Origin of the sequence: Paenibacillus zeisoli (genome assembly GCF_003994465.1) — a bacterium.
Classification (GTDB): Bacteria; Bacillota; Bacilli; order Paenibacillales; family Paenibacillaceae; genus Fontibacillus; species Fontibacillus zeisoli.
In genome coordinates this window covers 66,901-91,703 of the sequence record NZ_RZNX01000002.1, presented here as the reverse complement: position 1 = coordinate 91,703, position 24,803 = coordinate 66,901, and the positions used below count along the sequence as shown (strand labels likewise).

The 24,803-nt window shown below is 47.0% G+C and carries 19 protein-coding genes; all 19 read left to right on the top strand.

The window, feature by feature from the left end; genetic code table 11:
- The first annotated feature begins 13 nt into the window (after positions 1–13).
- The 19 genes from metK to EJP77_RS06350 all read left to right on the top strand — a co-directional run bounded on the left by metK (position 14) and on the right by EJP77_RS06350 (position 24,802).
- Entirely contained in the window at positions 14–1,216 is a 1,203-nt protein-coding gene (metK, locus tag EJP77_RS06440; protein ID WP_127198401.1) for a methionine adenosyltransferase, read from the top strand.
- Between the two features lie 358 nt (positions 1,217–1,574).
- On the top strand, positions 1,575–5,225 hold the full coding sequence (locus tag EJP77_RS06435) for an S-layer homology domain-containing protein (protein WP_127198400.1): 3,651 nt from the start codon (positions 1,575–1,577) through the stop codon (positions 5,223–5,225).
- A 408-nt stretch (positions 5,226–5,633) separates the two neighbouring features.
- Positions 5,634–8,336 carry a stalk domain-containing protein gene (locus EJP77_RS06430; RefSeq protein ID WP_246021752.1) on the top strand — a complete coding sequence of 901 codons (2,703 nt, stop codon included), beginning with the start codon at positions 5,634–5,636 and terminating at the stop codon, positions 8,334–8,336.
- Between the two features lie 50 nt (positions 8,337–8,386).
- Positions 8,387–9,550: a sensor histidine kinase gene (locus tag EJP77_RS06425; RefSeq protein ID WP_127198399.1), complete on the top strand. Its 1,164-nt coding sequence runs from the start codon at positions 8,387–8,389 to the stop codon at positions 9,548–9,550.
- A gap of 1 nt (position 9,551) precedes the next feature.
- Positions 9,552–10,280, top strand: a complete 729-nt coding sequence (locus EJP77_RS06420; RefSeq protein WP_127198398.1) for a response regulator — start codon at positions 9,552–9,554, stop codon at positions 10,278–10,280.
- 216 nt (positions 10,281–10,496) lie between these two features.
- The gene (locus EJP77_RS06415; RefSeq protein ID WP_127198397.1) at positions 10,497–10,916 is read left to right on the top strand and encodes a hypothetical protein; all 420 of its coding nucleotides are present in this window, start codon (positions 10,497–10,499) and stop codon (positions 10,914–10,916) included.
- A gap of 313 nt (positions 10,917–11,229) precedes the next feature.
- Positions 11,230–13,509, top strand: coding sequence for a helicase-related protein (locus EJP77_RS20860; protein ID WP_246021741.1), 2,280 nt, complete (start codon positions 11,230–11,232; stop codon positions 13,507–13,509).
- Positions 13,506–14,333 carry a ComFC family protein gene (locus EJP77_RS06405; protein ID WP_127198396.1) on the top strand — a complete coding sequence of 276 codons (828 nt, stop codon included), beginning with the start codon at positions 13,506–13,508 and terminating at the stop codon, positions 14,331–14,333. Before EJP77_RS20860 ends, EJP77_RS06405 begins: the two co-directional genes overlap by 4 nt.
- Before the next feature lie 411 nt (positions 14,334–14,744).
- Positions 14,745–15,158 (top strand): TIGR03826 family flagellar region protein, encoded by a 414-nt coding sequence (locus EJP77_RS06400; protein ID WP_127198395.1) that lies wholly within the window; start codon positions 14,745–14,747, stop codon positions 15,156–15,158.
- Positions 15,159–15,331: 173 nt separating this feature from the next.
- The gene (gene flgM / locus EJP77_RS06395) at positions 15,332–15,610 is read left to right on the top strand and encodes a flagellar biosynthesis anti-sigma factor FlgM (RefSeq protein ID WP_127198394.1); all 279 of its coding nucleotides are present in this window, start codon (positions 15,332–15,334) and stop codon (positions 15,608–15,610) included.
- A 112-nt stretch (positions 15,611–15,722) separates the two neighbouring features.
- Positions 15,723–16,223, top strand: a complete 501-nt coding sequence (locus tag EJP77_RS06390; protein ID WP_127198393.1) for a flagellar protein FlgN — start codon at positions 15,723–15,725, stop codon at positions 16,221–16,223.
- A gap of 26 nt (positions 16,224–16,249) precedes the next feature.
- Positions 16,250–17,809 carry a flagellar hook-associated protein FlgK gene (gene flgK / locus EJP77_RS06385; RefSeq protein ID WP_127198392.1) on the top strand — a complete coding sequence of 520 codons (1,560 nt, stop codon included), beginning with the start codon at positions 16,250–16,252 and terminating at the stop codon, positions 17,807–17,809.
- A 23-nt stretch (positions 17,810–17,832) separates the two neighbouring features.
- On the top strand, positions 17,833–18,756 hold the full coding sequence (gene flgL / locus EJP77_RS06380; protein ID WP_127198391.1) for a flagellar hook-associated protein FlgL: 924 nt from the start codon (positions 17,833–17,835) through the stop codon (positions 18,754–18,756).
- 13 nt (positions 18,757–18,769) lie between these two features.
- Entirely contained in the window at positions 18,770–19,333 is a 564-nt protein-coding gene (locus tag EJP77_RS06375) for a DUF6470 family protein (RefSeq protein ID WP_127198390.1), read from the top strand.
- A gap of 74 nt (positions 19,334–19,407) precedes the next feature.
- Positions 19,408–19,860 carry a flagellar assembly protein FliW gene (gene fliW / locus EJP77_RS06370; RefSeq protein ID WP_127198389.1) on the top strand — a complete coding sequence of 151 codons (453 nt, stop codon included), beginning with the start codon at positions 19,408–19,410 and terminating at the stop codon, positions 19,858–19,860.
- A gap of 1 nt (position 19,861) precedes the next feature.
- Positions 19,862–20,101, top strand: a complete 240-nt coding sequence (gene csrA, locus EJP77_RS06365; protein WP_127198886.1) for a carbon storage regulator CsrA — start codon at positions 19,862–19,864, stop codon at positions 20,099–20,101.
- A gap of 134 nt (positions 20,102–20,235) precedes the next feature.
- On the top strand, positions 20,236–21,063 hold the full coding sequence (gene hag / locus EJP77_RS06360) for a flagellin Hag (protein ID WP_127198388.1): 828 nt from the start codon (positions 20,236–20,238) through the stop codon (positions 21,061–21,063).
- 164 nt (positions 21,064–21,227) lie between these two features.
- Positions 21,228–23,117 (top strand): glycosyltransferase, encoded by a 1,890-nt coding sequence (locus EJP77_RS06355; RefSeq protein ID WP_127198387.1) that lies wholly within the window; start codon positions 21,228–21,230, stop codon positions 23,115–23,117.
- A gap of 44 nt (positions 23,118–23,161) precedes the next feature.
- A complete protein-coding gene (locus EJP77_RS06350) occupies positions 23,162–24,802 on the top strand; it encodes a glycosyltransferase family 2 protein (RefSeq protein WP_127198386.1) in 1,641 nt (546 codons plus the stop codon).
- Position 24,803: the final 1 nt, after the last annotated feature.

Genomic DNA, 24,803 nt, shown 5'->3' with positions numbered 1-24,803 from the left:
AGGTTGAGAATTCATGTCCATTAAAGGGCGACATTTGTTTACTTCCGAGTCCGTTACCGAAGGACACCCGGACAAGATTTGTGACCAGATCTCTGATGCGGTACTTGACGCATTTCTGGCTAATGACCCTAATGCTCGCGTTGCTTGCGAAGTGTCCGTTGCAACGGGCCTGGTGCTTGTAATTGGTGAGATTAGTACGAGTTCCGAATACGTAGACATCCCGTCTATCGTACGTAAGACCGTCAAGGATATTGGTTATACCCGTGCGAAGTACGGTTTTGACTATAATACCTGTGCAGTGCTGACGTCACTAAATGAACAGTCCGCGGATATCGCCCAAGGCGTGAATGCGGCACTGGAGAACCGCGATCCTGCCCAAGTGGATAAGGAAACGGCTAATATTGGTGCAGGGGACCAAGGTCTGATGTTCGGTTTTGCTACGAACGAGACACCTGAACTTATGCCTCTTCCTATTGCTCTGTCCCACCGTATTGCTCGTCGTCTCTCCGAAGTACGTAAAGACGGCACACTGGACTACCTTCGTCCAGACGGTAAGACTCAAGTTACGATTGAGTACGTGGACGGCAAGCCGACCCGTGTTGATACAATCGTGGTATCCACACAGCATGCTGAAGAAGCAACTTTGGAGCAGATCCAAGCTGACATCAAAGAAAAAGTTATCCTTCCTGTAGTTCCAGCTGAACTGCTGGATGCAGATACTAAATATTTCATCAACCCAACAGGCCGCTTCGTTATCGGTGGACCTCAAGGGGATGCCGGTCTGACTGGACGTAAGATCATCGTAGATACCTACGGCGGTTATGCTCGTCATGGCGGTGGTGCATTCTCCGGTAAGGATCCTACAAAAGTAGACCGTTCCGCAGCCTATGCAGCACGTTATGTTGCGAAGAACCTTGTAGCTGCAGGTCTTGCTGACAAAGTAGAAATCCAGCTCGCTTATGCGATCGGGGTAGCTACACCAGTATCGATTAATGTCGATACATACGGAACAGGCAAAGTATCCGAAGAGAAGCTTGTCGAACTCGTAAGCAATAACTTCGACCTTCGTCCTGCCGGTATCATCCGTATGCTTGACCTTCGTCGCCCAATTTACCACCAGACTGCAGCTTATGGTCACTTTGGCCGTACGGATGTGGATCTTCCTTGGGAACGTGTGGACAAGGCTGAGCTCCTCAAAGAGCAAGCGGGTCTGTAAGACAAGTTCATCACAATTAAGTTAAGACGGGTATTCCTCCGCGATGTGGAGGAAGCCCGTTTTTTTGTTATACATAGAACGAACTTAGAAAACCGTTCAGAAGAGATATTGAGGAACGGGGAAACTTGGAACAGTTGAACCGATATCAGCCGCCTTGATATCTGAACTGAAGACCTAATGAAGGGAGAGGCAGATCAATCTGAGAGGGATAGCCTTCTCTTGTTGGATAATTCTGTATAAAAACTAAAGTTAGAGAGCCTTTTAGCCGAAAATAGATATACGACTGTTCATTTAGTCGTGAGCAGATGATTACATATTTTAAATATATATTTTTGGCCTGAAGGGAGAAGTTGCTAGAGTGAGGAAAAGAATTGCTTTATGGTTGGTGCTGATTATGGGGTTGAATATGGTAGTGTCTGCGGTTGCCGCTGCTGCGCCAATTCAGCAGGATCCGACACTTATTCCTACGGTCACCACACCGGTTAATGGATCGAAAGGGATCGATCCGACGAAGGTGAATCTCAAGGTGCAGTTCGACAGGAAGGTGAAGGCGGGAACAGGAACGATTACCGTAACCAAGGATCCCGCAGGGGCATCGACAGTTGTCGGGACGATACCCGTGACTCCAAGTGTTGTGGATGCTTACAATACGATTCGTGACATCGATACTTCTAGTATTACTTACGATCCAGGCAGCTACTATAGAGTAAGTCTGTCCGGAGGTACCTTTGTGGACGAAGCAGGGAATACTTCTGCGGCCTACTCGTATACCTTCAAGACACTGACCAGCGGCAGTGTGCCGCCGACGGCTGCTACATTTTCACCTGTAAATAACGCTATTGTGAATGGGGTTAGCCAGACACTTAGCGTTACTTTCAGCAAGCCGGTTATCAAGGGGAACAGTGGCAATATTCTGGTGAAAAAGGCTTCAGACAACACAACGGCGTTGTCACTGCCTGTGACTTCAACTCAGCTTGTCCTTAGTGGGGGAGACACCGCCACCTTCTCGGTAACTGGGCTAACCGCCGGAGAACGCTATTATGTCCTAATTGATCCAGGTGCGTTCGTAGACGACGATGATCAGGCTTTTGGCGGGATTACAAGTGCTCAAGGCTGGGTGTTTAATGTGCGGGGTACGGCGGTGCAGCTGGTCTCCGTAAGTCCAGCTAATCTTACATCAAATGTAGCGGCTAGCAGCAGTCTTAAATTGACCTTCAGCCGTCCGGTCTATCCGGATCATGGTTCCATCAGTGTTAAGCCATCTGGTCAAACGGCGCAGAGCATAGCTCTGACTTCATCCAATGTAACAGGTGGAGGTACCAATACGATTACGGTCACTCCCCAGACTTCCTTGTTACCAGGAGTAGGCTATACTGTAACGGTACCGGTAGGTGCTTTTACGGACAGTGACAAGAATCCTTACCCAAGCAGTGCGGACTATAGCTGGGGCTTCACTACGGGTGCACAGGACACAACAGTTCCGGTACTGCAAAACGCTCAATTGTATAATAGTACAACCATTCGCTTGCAGTATAACAAGACGCTGGATTCTACGGTGAGTCTTCAGCCCTCAAGCTTCCAGATATACGTAAATGGAGAATCTCGTCGTATCGCAAGTGCGTATGTGTCAGGCGATTCGGTCCATGTGGTCTTAGAGACAGGAGTATCTCTCGGTCAAAATATTCGCATCAGCTACTCCGGCAGTGCAGTAAGTCCCATTCAGGACGTCTATCACAATATTGCTGCCGCCTTCTCTCTACGTGAGGTAGCGAACGCGGTGGACTCCTCGCTGCCTCAGACAGAGGAAGGGTACGCTAGTGGCAGCACTGTTGTTCTAGCATTCCGTGATAACCTGAATAGTGTATCCATTTATGCCGCAAGCCAATTCTCAGTCAGCTCGGATGGATCCTACCGAGGGATTAGCAGTATTTCACAAAGTGGCAACCGGATCTATCTGAATCTATCCAGTCCCATAGGGAGTGGAGAAGTAGTAAGGGTATCCTATTCACCAGGTTCGTATCCTGTTCAGGACTATAGGGGTCAGAACATTTCGGCATTCAGTAATTTGTTTGTGCGGAATATCAACGACAGTAAGGCGCCTGTATTCACAAAAGCAGAGGGAACTGGTAACTCGCTTGTGTTAACTTATAATGAGGCGCTTAAACCTAATACAATACCTATGAAAAGCCAGTATTCAGTTCTCGTAAATAATACGCCAGTCTATGTAACTGCAATAGCGGTTAACTCCAATCAGGTTACCTTGACCTTGGCTTCCTCATTTACCGTATCGCAAAATGTAACAGTCTCTTATGTACCATCTGCGGACGGAATCAGTGACCTGAATGGGAACTTGGCGGGATATCTTAATCAGGAGCGCGTAAATTATTATAGTTCCTCAACAGGACAGGGTATCCGCTCTGCTACCATCAAAGGGGATACGGTCACGGTTGTGTATAACAGCCCGCTGAGGTCTACTTCGGTTTCACTGCCCACCAGCCAATTCTATGTGATGGCTGATCAGCTGTCCAAGGGCATTCTATCCGCCGTGCTGGATGGCAGCACACTTACAATTAAGCTAAGTTCGCCTGTTGCAGCCGGACAGGTTGTAGACCTGTCTTATGCCCAAGGCAGCACCCTGATTTATGACAGCTCCAATAATCTGGTTGCCAGCTTCAGTCGTATGGCCCTGCAGAACCTAACTGATTCAGCGGCAGCTAACAATGGTCTCCCATTGTATCTATCCCTGCTTCAGTCCAGTGAGTTCGGAAGAGCTGCCTTCGTAATGAATTTGAGTACAGCAGTGAAAACGAGTGATCGCTCGCGTACGGGTCAGGATATTTCGAAGTACACCTTGGATAACAGTAAAGTATCAGAAGCTTTTACCTATCTGGCAGGATCGAGTCTTGAGCGTACCTTGGCTTTTGAAGTGCCTTCTTCTGAGAGAGCGGCAAAGGTAGCTATTCCGCTGCAGCCGTTATTAGAGGCCTATACACGTGGAGGGAATCCCTCTTTTGTAGTCAGATATGGGGATGTTCTCTATGAAGTGCCGCTCGCCAAAATATCATTTATCGATATATCTCGATTAACGGGCGGATCTACGCTTTCGTCAACCTATTTAACCGTACAGCTTGAGCGTATATCCAAAACCTCACTAATAGGTCAATCCGTCAGTACGGGAGCCGGGGTATCCTACGTGGCAGTTGAGGATCCGGTTGATGTCTATGTCGGTGTAGTATCGCCAACCGTAGCCCAGGCGGTAACCCTTAACGGCAAACTGATGGTTCGTACAAGCAAAAGTGCGCCAACCGCTCAGACAGCGATGCTGAAATTTGATGCTGCTTCACGAACCGGTTCATTCATGCCTTCCAAGGCATCTAGATTAGGCAGCTATACCGTATTGACGGCATCTATTCCAGCTAATATGATTGCTGGACCTGCTACAGGCCTTACGCTGTTCTCTGATCTGAACGCACACTGGGCGCGTAACGAAGTGAACGAACTGGCAAGCAAACTGATTATAGACGGTCGCAGCCCGAATCTGTTTCATCCCAATCAGAGCATTACCCGCTCTGAATTTGCCGTGTATATTGCTAAGGGACTAGGTTTGAGCCCTGACATCTCATCAGGAAGCCGATTCCGCGATGTATCTTCGTCTTCGGCGTCAGCTGCATACATCAATGCCGCGGCTAAGGCGGGGATCATTACCGGGAATACGGATGGCACCTTCCAGCCGGGCAGCCCGATTACCCGGGAGCAAATGGCGATCATGATGGTCCGGGCGCTCAGTTCTGCGGGATACAGCGTTATATTGGGCACGACTCCGTCGCAGACGCTGAGATTGTTCAAGGACAGCAAGAAGATCTCTTCCCAGGATTTTGTCGCTAAGGCTTATCAAGAGGGGATTATTCAGGGGACAAGCACGACAACCTTCGAGCCAAAAGGCAATGCCACAAGGGCTCAAGCTGCAGTGATGCTGAAGAGGGTCCTAACTAAGCTTGGGTATCTATAGAGTTAAAGGTATTCCAAACTACAGATGTACTTATGTTCTCTTAAGCTCTAGTCTATCTAACCATGCAGAAATAACGTATTAATATGAGGGCGTTTCGTTGATTTCAACAACGAGGCGTCCTTATTCTGTCTTGAATAGCCGAACTATAGAACACGAGAAAAACATGGTAACTAGTAGGATGCCAATCTTTACCCAAGGGGATAGTCTATATGATCAGTCCTCTCCCCAACACTATCCCCCGCTACGGATTCCCTTCAGTTCAATAAAATGACAAAATGATGGAAGAAAATACAACTGGAGAAAATTCGCTATATTTCGTAACTTTTCCGTTTTTTTATAGTCTATTAATAGGATGAGAGAGTACTATGAATAGATTTTGTAATGAAGATGGGAGAGTATCTTTATATTATGACGGATAGAAATCAAGAAAAGCGTGTAGGGTTTGTCGTCAGCAGAGGAAAACGTCTGGCCATAGTGACTTTAGCCGGGCTGATCTGGATTCAGCCTGTATTAAGTCTGGGACCGCTTTCGGCTCCAACTGATAGTGCTTATGCGGCATCAAGCCCAGTAGTGAAGCTGGGGGAAGAGATCATTACTTCGGGCGCGAAGCTGGCCCATTATCAATATGCCGTCACTCGTTCCGGATCTACCGTCAAAGTACTGGCGGACGTAATTCAGGTTGATTTGACCAATCCTTATGTCAAGCTGGATGTCATGACCGGTAAAGGAGGACAGGTAACCACCCGTCAATCCGTACAGGGTATGGCCAAAGAGACCGGCGCCGTAGCGGGCGTCAATGCCGACTTCTTCAATGTGAACGGCCAAGGTGTTCCTATGGGCGCATCCATTTCGGAGGGGACGATGATAACAAGTCCGTCTGAACTACAGGGGATGTATGCTTTTGCGGTAAGTAAGAGCGGAACGCCCACGATAGATGAGTATACCTTTGACGGAAGCATTCGTGCGCAAGATGGAACAACCTTCCCGCTGGCCGGGATCAACAAGGAAGCTTACCGTACAGAGCCGGATAAAGGCTACAGCCATGTGAACGCGCTGTATATTTATACAAGTGCCTGGAAATCCACAGACCGGCCAAAAGACAGTTCAACCACGCCAACCGAGGTTCTTGTTCAGAACAATGTCGTGCAGCAAATCTCGCCGGGTGCGGCTATTCCGGGTGAGGTTCCAGAGGGAGCTTATATCCTGCGTGCCCATGGCACCGCAGCAGCGTATATTACTTCACACCTGGCTGTGGGGCAGAAAGTGGATGCCAACTATCAGCTGCGCTCCGTCACGACTGGCAACACGCTCGACCCGAACGCCCAGGCGATGATGGTCGGCGGTCACACCCTGCTGGTGAGTAACGGCAAGGCGGCAGCCTTTACCCGTTCAACTTCCTCAATCAGCGGCAGCAGCCCGGTTGCCCGTACTGCTGTAGGCTATTCCAAGGATGGACATACCGCCTATATTATTACGGCACAGAAGAACGAGAATAGCAGCGGGATGAAGCTCAGCGAGCTTCAGGGCTTCATGACCAGCATTGGGGTATGGAAGGGGCTTGATCTGGATGGTGGAGGTTCAACAACCATGGTCAACCGTCCGCTCGCAGAGACCGAAGTGGGTTTGACCTTCGGCACTTCGAATGGAGGAACGACCCAGCGTCTGGTGGCGAGTGGTCTGGGAGTATACAGCGAGGCTCCTCAAGGCACTTTGAAAGGTCTTAAGGTGAGCGGTGCAAGCTCGCTCCTAATCGGTCAGGAAGCGTCCTATAAGCTGAAGGGCTATGATACGTATTACAATCCGGTAGATGCATCCGGAATTCAGGCAAGCTGGAAATCAAGCAACGGCAGCTTGGTCTGGACAGGCCAGAGCTTCAAGGCAGCCAAGCCGGGAATTGCGGAGATTACGGCAGTCAGTGGATCAGCCAAGACCAGTATGAAGGTGAATGTACTGGGTGGAGCTGACTTGAACGGTCTTACAGCCAGCACGCAATCCCTGCCGCTTGTGGCAGGAACTTCGGCTGACATCTCGGTAACTGCTCAACTGAAGAACGGAAGCTCGGTAAAAGTCCCTGCTGAAGCTCTCAAATGGGAATTTATCGGTTTCAGCGGTAGCGTGAAGGAGGGTACTTTAACTGTGCAATCGATCAAACCGGGAGCACAGGGAGGCTATGCCATCGCGAGATACGATGGCTTTAGTACCGTGATCATCCTCAGTCAAGCCGGGCAGCAGACTTGGGAGAACTTTGAGAACGTGTCTTATCCGATCGCCTTCACAGGACTTCCGGTAGAAGCGAAGGGTAAAGCTCAGGTGGTACAAGGCACAGGCGATCATGCAAGCTCCAAGGTGCTTCAGCTGGATTATGATCTAACCGGAGGAACGGGGAATAAATACGCTTATGCTCAGTTAAACGGCACAACCGGCAAGAGTGTTCCGGAGAACCCAACTTCCATGTCCATTGATGTGCTTGGAGATTCCAGTCTGAACTGGGCACGCGCGGAGTTCGAAGTGGGTGGTAAATCGGTCTATGTAGATTTGGCGCGGCAGGTTGATTGGACTGGCTGGAAGACCCTGAATATTGACCTCACCACATCAGGACTCGGCTCATCTGCCAAGCTGAAGCGGGTGTATGTGGTGAATCTGGCTGACGGTCAGGACGAACGTGCGCTTACAGGCAGTGTGGCTTTTGACAATATCCAGTTCTCTGTACCGGATCTGGGCGGAAGTGCTAATATGAAGAGCGCGACCGTGGTCATGACCGTAGGGCAGAAGACCATCTCTGCAGACGGGAAGAAGATCACCGTGGATGTGGCTCCGATCGTGAAGGGAGATGTCACCTATGTGCCGATTCGCTATGTGCTCGATTACTTTGGAGGACAGGCCAATTGGGAGGGTGCAAGTCAGCGAATTACCGTACTTCGGGGCGGAACCATGATGGACTTAACCCTTGGCAGCAAAGACATTATTATAAATGGAAAAAGAAAACAGGTTGCCGTTTCCCCGATTTTGATTAATAATAGGACCTTGGTCCCACTACGTTTGGTATCCGAACAGCTAGGGATAGCTGTAAAATGGGAACAGAAAACGAAGTCGATCACCCTCCAATCATGATATGATAGGTTTGACATATACCCGGAAGAAAGAAATGGAGAATTGCCCAAGTGGATTTTCAAGCCGACGCGATCGACCGCGTTATAAAGAACGCTATCAACGTGATGGAGAACAGCAAGCATCAGATGTTCGAGATTCTCGATTCAGCCCGTCAGGAGCTGAAGACGCTTAATAATGAAGTGCAGCTGGTCATGAAAGAGACCGCCGAGACGGTGGAGAAGGTTGACCAGCTTGAACTGAATTATCGCCGTTCACGAATCCGGCTGACTGAAGTCAGCCGGGATTTTGTGCGGTACAAGGAAGAGGATATCAAACAGGCGTATGAGGTGGCCACTCAGCTTCAGCTGGATCTAATGATTTATCGTGAGAAAGAAATGTACCTGAAAGCTCGGAGGGACGAGCTACAGAAGAGGGCAAGGAATGTGGAGAAGTCGGTAGAACGTGCCGAGACCATCGGCAGCCAAATGGGGGTTGTTCTGGAGTATCTGTCCGGTGAGCTTGGACAAGTTACCCGGATACTTGAATCTGCGAAGAACCGTCAAATCATCGGCTTGAAGATCATTTTGGCTCAAGAGGAAGAAAGAAAAAGGATTTCAAGAGAAATTCATGATGGTCCTGCCCAGCTTCTCGCAAATCTAGTTCTTAGGACGGAAATTGTGGAAAGGATGCTTGTGAAGCAGGAATTTAAGATGGTCCAAGACGAAATAGTAGACTTGAAGGGTCAGGTTCGTGCCAGTCTGGAAGAGATGCGCAAAGTTATTTTTAATCTCCGGCCTATGGCACTTGACGATCTTGGACTGATTCCGACTCTCCGTAAATATGTTCATGACTATGAAGAAAAATCGAAAATTCGTGCAACTTTCGAGACCAGAGGGAAAGAGCAGCGCCTGTCTTCCGCCATGGAAGCAGCCATTTTCCGGTTGGTGCAGGAAGCCCTCACCAATGCGGCAAAGCATGCTTACCCTACGTTTGTTGGGGTGGAGATCACTTACCAGGCTCAAATGATCAAAATTGTGGTACAGGATAATGGTCTTGGATTTCGAGTGGAATCCCTGGAGCAAAAGACCAAGGAGCATTCTCATTTCGGGCTGATCGGCATGCGCGAGCGTGTTGAACTCCTGGAAGGAAGAATGGAGATTGAATCCGCCGAGAACCAGGGTACCAAAATCATCATTCATATCCCGACTAACGTAGAGAAGAGAAAGGAGCAATAGGATGGATAACCTTATTTATACTAGCAAACGACCAATTAAAGTTCTCTTAGCTGACGATCACCAACTGTTTCGGGAGGGCCTCAAGCGGATTCTGAATATGGAAGAAGATATTGAGGTTGTAGGCGAGTGTAGCGACGGTACGCAAGTACTGGATTGCTGCCAGCGTTTTAACCCTGAAATCGTATTGATGGATATTAATATGCCTCTCCTTAATGGAGTGGATGCTACTGAGAAGCTTCGTGCCTCTCTTCCAGAAATTAAAGTGATCATTCTCTCCATTCATGATGATGAGAGCTATGTATTCGAGACCCTTCGCAAGGGAGCGACAGGGTATCTTCTGAAGGACATGGAGGCTGAGTCGCTAATTAATGCGATCCGTTCCGTTGCAGAAGGACATGCCTTTATTCATCCTAAGGTAACAGGCAAGCTGATTCACCAGCTTCGCCGGATGGAATATTTGAATGAGACAGGTGCGATTGCTGAGGATGGCGCGATCCGTGAAGCCGGCGTCAAATTTGTGGCTGGCGATGATAATCCGCTGACTCGTCGTGAGGCTGAAGTGCTTAGATTAATGGCCGAAGGACGCAGCAATAAGATGATTGGGGAATTCCTCTTCATTAGTGAGAAAACGGTTAAGAACCATGTCAGCAGCATTCTGCAGAAGATGGAAGTAGATGACCGTACTCAGGCTGTTATCAATGCAATCAAGTATGGATGGGTAACCCTCTAATACATACCTGCATCTTAGAGCTTGATTAAGCTGAGTGGATAAGTGCGCGGTATAAATTTTTGTGAATTTATATAAGTCAGCCCACGCCTCTCCTTCGGTTCAAGGGGAACTGAGGGTAATAGCCGGATTGTCCGGGGAACTGGGCATTTGCTCAACACGACGTGGAACCGACGGCCTTGTGGCGGCATATATTGTCGCTATAAGGAGGTGAGCAGGGTGGTTCCTGTATGGATCCTGTTGTGTTATGGCCTAGCCGCAGTGCTGGTGCATCTTATGCATAGAATGTATGTCCGCGGAAGGGCTGGAGCGCCTAATCGGGAGCATTATATTCTTGTGACCCGCAATCACGAACAGCAGATGGAGTGGTATCTTCGGGCAATCTCCTGGTATGCCCATTTAAGGGGAAGGGACTGCCGGATAACGGTATTTGATGAAGGATCGGAAGATGACACCTTGGCCATAACCCAGCTAATCAAGAATTCGGGTGACTTGGAGCTCTCGGTGTATGGTTTTTCCGGAAGGCAAGGTGAAGACGATATGAGGCGTCAGGCGGCTGCGGCTGAAGGAGAGACTGCGCTCCTTATCGATCTTCGAGTGCCTATGGAGGCTGCCAAAATTCCATATGTACATGTTTAAACGGTTTCAAAAGCGCGGAGCTAATGAAGGGCTGGCTCCCATATATGATAATACAGTGTGAAGCACACTCATGAGGCTGCGGCCGGGAGTGTGCTTTTTTGCGTGCGGAGAAAGGGAGATTCTGATTGTAAGGAATTCGGCTGAGCACTGCCGACTCTGCGTCACGGGCCGTTCGTTAAGTTGTATCTCAAGTAATTTGAAGAGGGCACTGGCCGCAGTTGAGAGGTTCTATGAAGTCATGGGGCCGATCTAGAAAGTGAGTTTCTAGCCAGCTTTTTTATATAGATGTGACTTAGTGAAGAGGGGGAAGAAGATGAAAGCTGCTCTATATATGGTTCGTAGACAGAGAGGGTGGGAGTGCTGCATAAGTCTGGATATCGAGACTGATCTGAAGTGGTGGACATCTAGAAGAGAGAGCGATGCTGAGTGTCTGCTGCTTCTTGCCCGTGAACTCCCGCTTGGAAGGGCTGTATCCTTACGTGATGATATGGAGTGTAATTCAAAGATGGACAGCTATGGGTCCACGGAATGGATAGAGTGTCTTAAACGTATTGAGACAAAGGCGAAATGGAGGGGGGTGGAAGAAAGAGGGAAGACAGTTCTTCGTATGAGGAAAGAAAGGGATGGAGAAGGCGGCAGAACTCACATGACAGACCAGATCCAGCCCACCTGGTTATGGATGAAAGGGCAGGGCCACAGCCCGGCAGGAAATAGCCTGTGTCAGAGGGGGAACTTTAACGACGAGAGGGATTGGGGGGATGCGCTGGAAGCTGCCGAGCAGTTCAACCAAGCGCTCCAAGGGCGCTCGCTGCTTGTGCCTGAGCTGAAGCAGCTGCTGGAGAGCCGCCTGCCGCAGTACGCAAGCGGCTGGCGGGGAGTCGCTCAGCTGGCGCAGCTTCGCGGGGGCATAGCGCTCACGGCCGGCGTCGCACCGGCCGTGAGCCGCAGCCTGCAGCGCCGCGGGCAGCCCCCGCGCTGCCACCGCTGCGGAAGCGCGGCACTCGCCGCGGCGCCCTGCGCCTCGTGCGGCAGCGAGGCCTGCGCCTACTGCGAGGCCTGCCTCGCGCTCGGGCGCAGCCGGGCCTGCGCGCTGCTGCTGCGCGGCGCGCCGGAGACGGCCGCGGGCATCCGCGCGGCCGGCCATGCAGCCCCCACCGGTGCCCAGCTGGACCGGTGGGGGCTGAGCCCTGCGCAGCGCGAGGCGGCTTCAGCCGCGCTGCGGTTCTTGGCCGAGCGGCCTGCCGAGGGCGGCCGCTTAGCCGGGCGACGGCATGGCGCAGGCACGCCGCCGGGGTCAAGCATACTCAGAGCGGTCACAGTACTAAGCCATCGAGTCCGCGAGGTTCTTGCAGTTATGATAGGCAGGCGGTCGCCGATTACAGCAAATGCGAGAACTGCGGACAGCCGCCAGGCGATGAAGTTGCGTCACTGGAATGAGCTGCGCCAAGGGAAGGAGCAGCAGCAGGAGAAGGAGCAGCGCCAGAGGAAGGAGCAGTACCATGGGGAGAAACTGCGGCAGGTAAAGGAATGCCAACAGACGAAGGAGCAGCCGCAGACTAGAGAGCGGCTGCCGGTCAGTAAGCCGCCGCGGTTCCTGCTATGGGCCGTTACCGGCGCAGGCAAGACGGAGATGATCTTTCCACTGCTGCGCTATGTACTGGATCAGGGCGGGAGAGCATTGGTGGCTACGCCAAGACGTGATGTGGTGCTGGAACTGGCACCGCGGATCGCCCAAGCTTTCCCGGAAGAGCCCGTGGCAGTGCTCTATGGGGGAAGCACTCAGAGATGGGAGGAGAGCCGCCTTGTTCTTGCTACGACGCATCAGCTGCTGCGATACCATGAAGCATTTGATCTTGTCATTATTGATGAGCTGGATGCCTTCCCTTATCATAACGATTCCATGCTAGCCTATGCTGCAGAGAACAGTTGTAAACGGGATGGAAGTTTTATTTTCCTGTCTGCAACCCCACCGAAGCCGATGCAGCATGCAGCCGCTGCCGGTAGGCTGCCGCATGCCAAGGTGCCTGCACGTTATCATGGGCACCCTCTTCCGGTTCCAAGGCATGTTGAGGCAGAACCGGTTGAGCGATGCTTAAGTAGAAGGCACCTACCCTTGCAGCTTGTTAAAGCACTCAGGCTGTCCGTGGCCCGTGGTGCCCAGGTGTTTGTTTTTGTCTCTCGCATTCGTCATATCAAACCCTTGGTAGCTATAATTCAGGCAGCCTTGGGCAGCGGAATCCCGGTGGAAGGGACGTCTTCCCAGGATATCCACCGGGCGGACAAGGTCCTTGCTTTCCGTTCGGGCCAGATTCGTGTACTACTGACCACCACCATTCTGGAGCGGGGTGTCACCGTTGCTAGGAGTGATGTGTTTATTCTTGATGCGGACAGCGGACTCTTCGATGAAGCCTCGCTTGTACAGATGGCTGGAAGGGCGGGAAGATCCAAAGATGACCCGAATGGGAATGTCATCTTCGCCTCCCCGCAGTGGACGGCCTCCCAGCGCGGGGCTATCCATCAGATCAAGAAGATGAACAGATTGGCAAGACGCGGCAATTATCTGCACGCAACGGCGAAGGAGGGATTGTCATGAATCTCAGCCGCCTCTTGTCTCCGCTGCATCAGCTTCTTGCACCGGTGGGTCAAATCTGCCTGGCCTGCGGGAGACCTATGCAGACTGGGGATCGGCACTACCCTGAAGTGTGCCGGACATGTGTAGCGGAGATCCCTTGGATTCGTCATCCGCGGTGTCCACGGTGCGGCCGTCATATCGGCTGCCCGGACTGTACCCGTCCTGGCGCGTTTAGAAGGCCTTTCATCCTGAATCGCAGCGCGGTAGCGTATGATTCAAGGATGCGTGAGTGGCTCGCACAGTATAAATACCGCGGCCGCGAAGCTTATGCCCCCTTGCTGGCCCGAATGATGGGCCAAGCCTACAAGACACTGGCGTCGGAGATGGCATTTGCCCAGAGACTGGGCAAGCCATGGAGAGTCGACGCCGTGGCTTATGTGCCGCTAAGCAGCCAGAGGCTGGCAGAACGCGGCTTCAATCAGGCGGAGCTGCTTGCCTCCGGCGCCGCCGCAGCGGCCAGGGTACCGCTCATCGCCCTGCTCGAGCGGGCACGAGATACCGAGAAGATGAGCCTTAAGAATCGTAGGCAGAGGCTAAATGATATGCGCGCAGTATTCCGGCCTCTGCCAGAGGCCTCAGATCTGCTCGTATCGTTACTAGAGTCCAGAAGAGACAGAGACAGAAGACCAGATAGACAAATTCGTTCCCCTCTGCGTCTCTTGCTGGTAGATGACATATATACAACCGGCAGTACGGCTGCGTACTGCACGGAGGGATTATTACTTGCAGGAGAAGAGGCGGGGATCCGGCTCGAAGTCTACAGTCTGACGTGGGCAAGGTCATAAGGCCATAGCGTGGTAGTGACTGTCTTGAAATTTGTCTCGAGCGCCAATATTGGTCATTCTAATTGCATGTTAATTTTAATAATAAGGCCGCATTCAAAGCGATTAACATTAATTTTTTTGAATGGGTGTGCCGATATAGGTTATATCCGAAACTTTTGCTAAAGAAGTAGCCCAAGGTTTACTTTGAGAAGCATGCTTACCCTACTGGAGATGCTGGTGGGGCCTTTTTATTGTTGAAAGAGCTCCCTAATTTACATTAAGCATAGACGGGTGTTGTATCTTTAAGGTAATCTGTAGAATAACAAGCTTAGATTAAAGATTTTCTGCTTTTTTCCTCTTAGTCGATACAATTATTTGGAATTTGTGAGGCAAGTTATTTTACAGTAGAATGAAATGAAAGAGGTAATTTCCATGAATCTAGACAATTGCCCTCGCTGTGGGAAGCTGTACGCCAAGAACTTCAAGAATATTTGCTCCGCCTGTATTAAGGCGATTGAAGAAGAATATGAACGTTGTTTCAAATATCTGCGCGAGAATAAAGGATCAACCATTCATGAGCTTTCCGAAGCAACCGAGGTGTCCATCAAACAGATTACCAAATTTATCAAAGAGGGCAGAATTTCTGTTGAGAATAATCCCAATATGATGTATCCCTGTGAGGTGTGTGGGATTCTAATTCGGGATGGAAATATGTGTGACGGCTGTCGGACCCGATTGACTCGTGATCTTACGGCTGCAGCGAGGGAAGAAGCACTGGCGAGAGATTCAGAACAGAACCGGACTAGTGCGGCATACAAGACGTTAGATCGGCTTCGTAAGGACTAGATAAGAGTTCCTTTGTACGGTTTGAACTAATTTATTTTTGTAGGCTGTGACCTTATGTATAGCGCTTGCCTGATAAAGTTCATTCCCTGGAACTATAAAAAATGTTTCATTTGATGCCGATAAACTTAGTAGAGATTATCGGTATTTTTATTTTTGAGAGGAAGGTGTAGGTTATGAAAATTAACGAGACCGGACGAATTGGGTCGATAAATTCGTATCAACGCCAACTAGATAATCAGCGGCAGCTGACTGACAAGAAGACCAAACGCAAAGATGAAGTATCCATTTCAAACGCAGCACAGGAGCTTTTGCAGGCTCAGGCAAATGAGAAAACCTCGGATCCTGCGCGTATTCAGCGCATTCAGGATTTAAAGGCCCAAGTAGCAGCTGGAACCTATCAGGTCGACGCAGGCAAGCTTGCTGACAAGCTGGCACCCTACTTCAAGTCATAGAACAGCAGCTAGACGGAATGAACTAAAGACTGCATGGTCTTGATGGTTCATAAGTGAATACGAAAGAGTCGTGTGTTCATTTCTTTAGTTCATACACGTATAGGAGGATAACATGGCAGTACAGGCATTAGTGGATTCACTTAGTAAGTTGGATGAAGCTCACTTGGTTATGCTCGATTGTGCAGTTAAGAAGAGGGCAGCCATTATGAAGAACAATGTGGAAGACTTGATTGGTATTCTGAATCAGGAGTCCCGTATTGTGAAACAGATAGAGCAATTAGAAGATACACGCATGACAGCATGCTATGCTTTTCTGCAGGAAAGAGGCGTTAAGTCTCAGCTCAATCTGACGATTACCGAGTTATCTAGACTTGTATTTGATCCGGAAGAGAAGAAGTCATTGTTGGATATGCAGAAGCAGCTTTCTGACACTCTTCATAGGCTCAAAGAACTCAATGATTTAAATCAGAAGCTGATTGAGCAGTCGCTTACTTTCCTCGATTATTCACTTGATCTGCTGGTCGGTGAACCTGAGCAGGCAGCGACATACCAGCATCCGGCTGATAAGAGCGGCGGCCGAGGCCGCCCCGGACTTTTTGATACACGCGCCTAAGGCTCATTTGAGGAGGAAGTAAGGTCATGACATCCACATTTCATTCAATAGAAACTGCCAAACGAAGTCTGTTCACCCAGACTGCGGCATTAAATACAACAGGACATAACATATCAAATGCTAATACAGAAGGCTATTCACGGCAGACGGTGAAGATGAAGCCTTCTCTTTCCATAGAAGCTTATGGGCTTAATCGTTCCAATACTCCAGGACAGTTAGGAACAGGAGTAGAGTATCAGGCGATTGAGCGAATTAGACAAGGATTTCTGGACAGCCAGTATCGCAGCGAGAACAACGCAAGCGGCAGCTGGAATATCAAAGCAGATACGCTGGATAAGCTTGAAGGTATATTCAACGAACCTTCGGATACCGGGATCAGCAAAGTGCTCAATAATTTCTGGAGCTCGTGGTCCAACCTTAGTAAAGACCCGGAAAGCGCTGCTGCACGCAAAGTCGTTAAGGAGAATGCAGCGGCGCTAACGGATGCCATGAATTATATGAGCGGACAGCTTACCAAGTTAAGTCAGGATTTGACAACCAACGTGGGGGTTAAGGCCAGTGAAGTTCAGAACTATCTGACCTCAATTGCAAACCTTAACGATTCTATTACCCGAATTGAGGGCCTTGGCGACCAGGCCAATGACCTTCGGGATCAGCGGGATTTACTAACCGATAAGCTGTCCCAGATTATCAACATTAATGTTCAGGAGACGGATCAGGGCTACACGATCTCTATGGGCGGGCAGAACTTGATTGAAGGCAGCGAAGTCCAGGTGGACGTGGATGGAACAGGTCCGGATGACAAAGGTGCGTTCCTCGAAGCCGCTTATGCTTCCGGCAACTTGAATGGCGGCGAAGTATTCGGCATGATCGCATCACGTGAGAATTATGTCAAAGACTATCAGAAACAGCTCGATAATCTGGCTAACACTCTGGCCAATGGAGACATCCAGATTACTCTTCCAAAGGGAACAGTGCTTCCTGAAGGCGTAACCGTTGCTGGAGTAACTGGCCGGAACGTAACCCAAGATACCGTAGTAACGGTAAAGGGTCTGAACGGCCTGCATCAGCTTGGCTATACGATGGATGGTACAACTAATGGGGGCCTTCCGTTCTTCGAAGCGAAAGGTGGCGGAGACATTACGGCTGCGAATATCGGCCTCAATGCCAAAATTGCCGCTGATGAGAAGTTGATTGCTACTTCAATGCGTACGGAGGGAACCGGCACCAGCGAAGCAGTTATTAAAGGTAACAATACGCTTGCCCTTTTAATGTCGGGTTTGAAACAGACCAACTTTACTGCTGCAGATGGTTCACGCACAACAACAATTGATGGGCTTTATAACTCAGCGGTAGGTCAGCTTGGTGTACAGTCACAGGAAGCGCAGCGTCAGGTGGAGAATTCCAGCATCCTGGTTCAACAGGTTGAAGGCCAGCGGCAATCCGTAAGCGGAGTGTCCCTGGATGAGGAGATGTCCAACATGATTAAGTTCCAGCACGCTTATAGTGCGGCTTCACGCTTCATGACGACTTTTGACCAATTGCTCGATAAGCTCATTAACTCAACGGGTACCGTAGGCAGATAATTAGGTAAAGGAGGTTAGCCCTAATGTTAAGAATCACTTCAAATATGATGAACTCCCAGCTGATGCTCAACTTGAACCGCAATGCTCAGGCTATGAATAATACGCAGAACCAGCTGGCTACAGGCCGCAAGCTGAACAAGCCTTCCGACGATCCAGTCGGAATCACTTACTCTCTACGTTACCGCGGAGAGCTGGCTTCTAATGACCAGTACACCAAGAATGTAGACAGCGCCTTATCATGGCTGGATTTCAATGACACCGTGTTAGACCAGACTGGAAGTGTGATTCAGCGATTGCGTGAATTAACGGTACAGGCTTCTACGGGGAGCAATCCTCAATCAGCTCTGGATAGTATTAAACAAGAGGTGGGTCAGCTGAAGGAACAGTTGATCGATATTGCCAACAGTAAGTTGAACGGGAAATATGTCTTTAACGGTGAAGCTTTCGATCGTAAGCCTTATGATTTTCCGAAAAATGCTGATGGCACCTCCAATACAGCCAGCTTGAGCACACTTGCAACCGATAAGGGCTTGATTAATTATTCCGTTGGAGAAAGTGTACAGCTTCCTATTAATATTACAGGTACCGATGTATTCGGTAATGGTTCTGATACAGATAATATCTTCGTCATTATGGATAATATATCAGCAGCTTTGACTGCAGGAAGCTCTACGGCGATTGGTGCCCAGTTGGCTAACATTGATAGCAGGATGGAGACCGTGCTTACGGCTCGTGCTGAACTCGGTGCCAAGACGAACCGGATTGAATTGATGCAAAGCAGATTAGGGGACCTCAATACCAATCTGACGGATCTTCAGTCAAAAACGGAAGATGCGGATTATGCAGAGTTGATTATGAAGTCCAAAGTGCAGGAGAATATATACAATGCATCTTTATCAGCCGGCTCCAAGATTATTCAGCCTTCATTGGTGGATTTTCTTAGATAGGAGGGTGGTTTGAATGATGCAGATTCTGCAAATTCGTCAAACCCCCGGTAAGATTGGGATTGATGCTGATCTTGGAAGCTATTCTATTCGTCAGCCAAGGGCGGAGTTGAATATGCAGACACAGCCCGGGAAGTGGGAGATACATCAGTATCAACCGCAGTTGTCCGTGGATAGTTCTCGGGCGCAAGCTGCGTATAATGGTGGTAATTTTCTAGAAATGAACCAGCGGATTTATTCCGGCCTTCAGCAGATCTATCTCCAAGGTATCGCTAATCGCGTGGAGCAAGGGAACCGCATGGCCAAGTTCTTCAAACCGGGCAATACTATTGCGGATGTGTATGGCGAGGACTGGAAGCCGATATCCTTTCCCGAGTTTAGGGGTCCGGCTTCTATGGACAATGTGGATGTTAATATTGAAACGACTGCGCCATCTATTACATTCAATAAGGGATATGTAGACATCCAAGTAGTGACTCATAAGCCGGAGATAGAATACACACGCGGAAAGCTGGATATCTATATGCAGCAGTATCCTTCGGTACAGTATATTCCGCCGGAACTAGACAAGATGATGTAGTAAAACTAAGCTATAGATGTGCCCAATATGCCATCTATGGCTTTCTTTTATTTTCAAATAGGAGTGATGAGCAGATGATTATTGAGACATTATCATGGGGATCTATTGATATTTCCGAAGAGCAGATCTATCATTTTTTGAAGGGTATACCCGGATTTGAAGGCGAAACGAAATTTGTTCTGATTCATGGAGAGGAAGGGCCATTTAGTTATTTACAATCAACTGAGGACAAAAGTGTGTCCTTTCTAGTCGCTGATCCATTTGTGTTCTATCCTAACTATGAGTTTGAATTGCCAGACGCGGAAGCAGAAGAACTGGGTATCCAAGAAGAGGTTCTTGTACGGTGTGTGGTGACTTTAAAGGACCCGGTGGAGGAATCTACAATTAATCTTCTTGCTCCTATTGTATTGAACCCGGTAACGTTTCGAGGTAAGCAGGTAGTCTTGAATAAAACAAATTATCAGACAAGACAAAGCTTGTGGAATAATCAAGATAATAGTATAGAAGTCCAAAAGGACGGTGAATAAGATGCTGGTTCTTTCAAGAAAGAAAGGCGAATCTATTGTCATCCAAGATCAAATTGAAGTGACTATACTAGCTGTTGAAGGGGAGACAGTGAGGGTAGGCATCTCAGCACCAGGAGATATTGATATCTTTCGTAAGGAAATCTATCTATCTATTAAAGAGTCCAATCTTGAGTCTGCTGCGCCGGCTCCGGAAGGATTGGGAGTTCTGATGAAGCATATGAAAGAAATTAAAAAAAATTAGAAATAGCTATAAAGTGACAGGCGAATCTGTCGATATATATATTAAGACGATGATTCGGAGGGGCGGCCGACCTTAACGAACAAGCGTTACCACATGGATGTGGACATTAACTTATTTCAGGGAGGAAATACACAATGATTATCAACCACAATATCGCAGCAATGAACACTCACCGCCAACTGGCTGTAAACACAGCTAACACTAACAAATCCATCGAGAAATTGTCTTCCGGTCTTCGCATCAACCGCGCTGGTGATGACGCTGCAGGCCTCGCAATCTCCGAGAAAATGCGTGGACAAATCCGCGGTTTGGATATGGCTGCTAAGAACGCTCAAGATGGTATCTCTTTGATTCAAACAGCTGAGGGCGCACTGAACGAAACACACAGCATTCTGCAACGTATGCGTGAGTTGGCTGTTCAATCTGCGAACGATACTAACACAACTACTGACCGCGGAGCACTTCAAAAAGAAGTGGATGAACTGGCTAAAGAAATCACTAGAATCTCTACTGATACTGAGTTCAACACTAAGAAATTGCTTAACGGTTCTGCTTCTGGCGTTACTTTCCAAATTGGTGCTAACAAAGACCAAAACATCGCATTGTCTATTGGTTCTATGGATGCTACTACTTTGGCAGTTAATGGTACAACTTCAAGCGGTATTGACATCTCCACTCAAACTGCTGCGAATGCTGCAATTTCTACAATCAATGCTGCAATCGAAACTGTATCCAGCGAACGTGCTAAATTGGGTGCTAACCAGAACCGTCTGGAACACACAATCAACAACCTGAACACTTCTTCCGAGAACCTGTCTGCAGCTGAATCCCGTATTCGTGACGTAGATATGGCGAAAGAAATGATGAACCAAACTAAGAACAACATCCTTGCTCAAGCTGCTCAAGCTATGTTGGCTCAAGCGAACCAACAGCCACAAGGCGTTCTTCAATTGCTTCGTTAATTTCAAATTATTTAGTCCAAAGGAATCCCTGGTTTTATACAGGGGTTCCTTTTTTTACTAGTATCTTAATCATAGAATGAGCTTGCTTAATACTAATGATGACATACATACAAGCCGATATTAGATATATAGTGTTCTTACTTAAAGTGATGAGGAGCTCATTTATGAAAAAAACAATTTCTTTATGTATGATTGTAAAAAATGAAGAGAAGGTCTTAGATAGATGCTTGAATAGTATTAAAAATAAAGTGGACGAAATTATTATTGTGGATACCGGATCAACAGATTCGACTCTAGAGATTGCTACTAAGTATACATCAAAAGTCTTTTCCTTTGATTGGATTAATGATTTTTCAGCAGCACGCAACTTCTCGCTGGAGCAAGCAACTTCAGAATATATTTTAGTACTAGATGCAGATGAGTACTTGGAGGAAGAAGCCGATCTACAGCAAGCTATTGAATCAAATAAAGAATACTACTTAGTTAAAATTAGAAACCAATTATCCTATGGATGGGCGCATACGCATACCTCTATTCGGCTGTTTGTAAATAATGAAAAAATAAGATTTAAGAACCGACTGCATGAGCATTTGGATATTAAGAACGATGAAGAACACACCTTTGGAAAGACGGAATTCATTATTCTTCATACTGGATATACTAACGAGACCGTTCAAGAGAAGGACAAGCTTAGTCGAAACCTTCCAATTATGCTAAAAGAGGTGGAAGAGAATCCCGATGGCTATAACCTGTTTAATACAGGTAATGTGTATTACTCCATTGGTAATTACGATAAGGCTGTACAGTATTATCAAAGATCCTACCCACTCAGCAAGGATAGATCATATTCTCCGGAGCTGCTGACCAAGTTAGCAACGTCATTGAGCTATATGGGAAGACATGAGGATGGGCTAAACATACTAATGGATGCAGTGGAACTGTTTCCGAGTACAGTAGATCTACGGTTTACCCAAGGTAAGATATACTTAGAGGCAGGTTATTTCAAAGATGCAGAACGCGCTTTTCGTAAGTGTATTGAGATGGGTGATGAAGGGATCGCCGTAACTGAAGGAGCAGGAGGATATGGGGCTCACTATTATCTATCGTTGCTCTACTATAAAAAGGGTGATCTTACTAAGAGTTATGATGAAATTATTAATGTAATTCAACTGAAAAAGCTATTTTCACCGGGTTTAAGCCACTATTTTGATATTATTTTGAAGAGCAACATTCCTTTTGAAGAGGCATTCCATAATATCGATTTAATTTATAACATAACTAGTATTGAAGAATTAAAATGGTTAATGGACGCTATGTATGGTATGAGGCACCCTTTATTGAATGAATATTTGTCGAAATATAAGGTGAATGTAGAAAATAAGATAAAGGCCGTAGCTCTCCAATATGATAAGAAATATGAGGAATCCAAGCAATGCTGGTTAAATGAAACGGTATCAGAAGAGAATGCTATTGATGTTGCGCTTCTTGCATTAATTCTGCAAGATCAGGAACTATTTGATCTGGCGGTGCCAGCACTCAACTTAAGTCATAAAGAGATCAAGTTATTTAAATCTATAGTACAAGGTGAAGATATAAGCAAATTAGTTATCTCATCAGCTTTAGAAGAAGTGATTTTAAAAATAATTGCTCATCTAATTGTCTTACAGGAGTTCGAAATTTTTGAGAAAGTATCAATTCTGCTGTTATCAAGTAATAAATTCGCAATTAAATTAAAATTAAGTGAGATTCTAGTTTCATATGGCTTTTATGAAGTTGCGATAGATATACTTGTGAAATGTTTTGAAGAACAGCCTAATCATCTTCCATTAATTCAATTGTTAGGTGATGTCTGCTATAGATCAGGCTATTATCAGGATGCCCAGTTATTTTATACAAAATTATTAGATATGAATCATGATTATCCAACTTATGAAAGATGCTTCAACTTATATGAGAGAACTGATGATGTGCAAGGAATGGTAGCACTTAAAGCCGAAATAAGCCAAAAGTTCCCGCTAGCTGGCTGGGTTAAAGGACTAAGAGCTGTAAAATAATTATGTCATCATAATCATTACATTCGGTTAGGAGAAACAGTGGAATGGGATTTAAACAAAAGATGGAGTATTTGATTAGTAACGGAAATTACACGGAAGCCAAAGAAACAATTTCTCTATACGAAGAATTAATGGAGAGCGAGCCTGAGTTTTATTCCATAAAAGCTGTTTTGGCCATTATAGAAAATGATTTGGAAGCCGCTGAAGCTGAGCTTCTGAAGGGGCTTGAGATTGACCCGAAATACTCGGATATCCTCTATAACCTAGCTTATGTATATAAGTTGAGAAAACAACATCTTGAATCAATAGATTACTATACGCAAGCTTACTTAAATACAAAGTCTGAAGAAATCAAATCATTAATAGTGGAAGGACTTGATGAGGTTCAAGAAGATATACTTAGTTTTGCGATTAAGCCCTCAGCCCAACCTCTTGTTAGTATAGTAGTATTGGCTTATAACAAGCTTCAGTATACAAAATTATGCGTTAATTCTATTCTTAAATATACGAGAAATATTGATTACGAGCTAATCCTTGTAAATAATGGATCTACCGATGAAACACTAAACTTCTTTAATTCAATCCCTTATGCTAAAGTTGTCGATTTGAAGGAGAATGCGGGAATCGTAAATGGATTTAACGCGGGTATCATGGCAGCAACCGGTAAATACACTGCAGCCGTATGTAATGATCTCATTTTTACACCGCGCTGGATGGATAATTTGCTCACATGTATAGAGTCCGATGAATCTATTGGTTTTGTCTCATCCGGAGCAACTAATATTAGTAATAATCAGCTCATATCAGGTCCATTTAATAATCTAAAAGAGATGCTAGAGTTCTCTGAAGAATACAATCGTTCTAATCCTCGGAAATGGGAAGAAAGAGTTAGGCTTATCCCATGTGTGCTAATGGTAAGAACAGAATTGTTACAAAGGCTTGAAGGGTTTGACCCAGCCTTTTATTATGGTGAGTTTGCAGATGATGATCTGAGTTTTAGAATCCGCCGCTGCGGTTATAAATTGATTTATTGTAAAGACACATTTACCTTTCACTTTGGGTCGGTAACGTCAAGAGAAGCTCAAGTTAACAATAACTCTCTCGGTGTTAGTAGACAAATCTTCTCAAATATTTATGATTTAGATGCTTGGGAGGATGCTTCCTTTGACTATCAGTTGATGGATGCACTAAATCATAATGTTCGTTTAGATCAGGATGCGAAAATTCTTGCGATCAATGCTAAGTGCGGGGGAAATCCTCTACAGTTAAAGAATATGCTAAAAGAATTGGGTCAAGAGCGGATTACAGTAACTAATTACTTTATAGATTTAAAGTATGAGACAGACCTGCACACGGTATCTGATCACGTTATTAATGGTTCTAACTATGGATTAGCTAATCCTGAAACTAACGAAAAATTTAACTATATCATTCTAGAAGATAATGAAGTGGTTTTAGTAGAAAACTCGAAGTTGATGGATGAATTAATACGAGTTATGGACGAGAACTGCCATATAGCGCTTAAGTTTGTAACTGATCATGGAAGTGATACCGAGGAGAAGATAGGCGCTATAAAGAGTGAACTCGAACTGCTTGGATTTAACTTCCTTTATGAAGATAGAAGTTTCTTGAATACTCTTAGAGAAAACATGGTTTTTCTTGTTGGGGAGAGACAAGTATCTTAGG